Annotated in this window: 2 protein-coding genes; both read right to left on the bottom strand. The window is 28.4% G+C overall.

What is annotated here, in order from left to right; translation table 11 throughout:
* Positions 1-932 (bottom strand): histidinol dehydrogenase (hisD, locus tag VLM92_RS12850; protein WP_325276732.1); only part of this gene is annotated, 932 nt, incomplete at its 3' end.
* Position 933: 1 nt separating this feature from the next.
* Positions 934-1,522: ATP phosphoribosyltransferase (hisG, locus tag VLM92_RS12845; protein ID WP_331681770.1), on the bottom strand; the 589-nt coding region annotated here is incomplete at its 5' end.

The raw sequence follows: 1,522 nt of genomic DNA, 5'->3' as shown, positions 1-1,522 counted from the left end.
AAAGAACTAGTTATTATTATTGCTCCATAATTTTCTAAAGATTTTCTAATTATTTCTTTTCTTTCTAATTTTTCAACTTGTATCTCTAATTCCTTCACTACATTTTTTGCTAAACTTTCACAATCAGTAACTAATATAGATGCTGCCATTTCATCATGTTCTGCTTGTGATATTAAATCAGCTGCTATAAACTTTGGATTTGCAAATTCATCTGCTATTATTAAAATTTCACTAGGACCTGCTATCATATCTATTCCAACATAACCTGATACTCTCTTTTTAGCCATTGCAACATATATATTTCCTGGCCCGACTATTTTATATACCTTAGGAACACTTTCTGTTCCATAAGTTAATGCTCCTATTCCCTGAGCTCCCCCTACCTTATATATTTTATCTACTCCTGCTATAGAAGCAGCTACAAGTATAGAGTCTTTTATTTTACCTTCTTTATTTGGAGGTGTTATCATAACTAATTCTTCTACTCCCGCTATTTTGGCAGGTATTGCATTCATTAATACAGTTGATGGATATGATGCACTTCCGCCAGGAACATATATTCCCACTTTTTCTATAGGTCTAACTATTTGACCTAAAACTATATCTTCACCATCATTTAGTGTATAAGATGTCTTTAGTTGTTTAATGTGGTATTTCTCAATGTTTTCTTTAGCCTTCATAAGGTCTTGCTTTAGATTTTCATCTATATTTTCAAATGCACTATCTATTTCATCTTTAGATACTAAGAAATCCTGTATCTTTACATTATCAAACTTTAGTGTATATTCTCTCAGTGCTTCATCTTTTCTATTTTTTACATCATATAAAATCTTATCTACGACTTTATTCACTTCATCATATTCGAATTGACTTCTATCTAAAAGGTTATTTAAAAATTCATTATCTTTCATAAAATCTATTATTTTTAACATATTAATCCTCCTTAAATAATTGTGCTATACTTTTAATCCTATCAAATTTAAATCTATAACTTACTCTATTACATATTAATCTAGAACTTATATCCAACATATCTTCTATTATTTCAAGGCCATTTGCTTTTAAAGTATTTCCTGTTTCAACTAAATCCACTATTACATCAGAAAGACCAACTAATGGAGCTAATTCTACAGAACCATTTAATTTTATTATTTCAATTTTTTGTTCTCTCTCTTTAAAGTATTTTTTAGCTATTTCAGGATATTTAGTGGCTACTTTTAATACTTCATCTTTTCTATAAATGCTTTGGCCTTTTATTCCTGCTATTGAAAATTTACATTTCCCAAAACCCAAATCAAGTATTTCATATACATCTTCTTCACTTTCCAAAATAGTATCTTTCCCTACTACTCCTAAATCAGCAACTCCTTTTTCTACGTATGTTACTACATCTGATGGTTTAACATTTATATAAATAATTTTATTTTTCTCATCTTTAAAAATAAGTTTTCTTGAATCTAAGTCAATAGAGTCTCCTAATCCCATTTTTTTCAATTTTTTGCACACTTCATTTCCAATTCTT

Source organism: Romboutsia sp. (assembly GCF_035470145.1).
Lineage (GTDB): Bacteria > Bacillota > Clostridia > Peptostreptococcales > Peptostreptococcaceae > Romboutsia_D.
The sequence above is the reverse complement of the archived record's forward strand: the minus strand, read 5'-3'. Positions and strand labels throughout refer to the sequence as shown.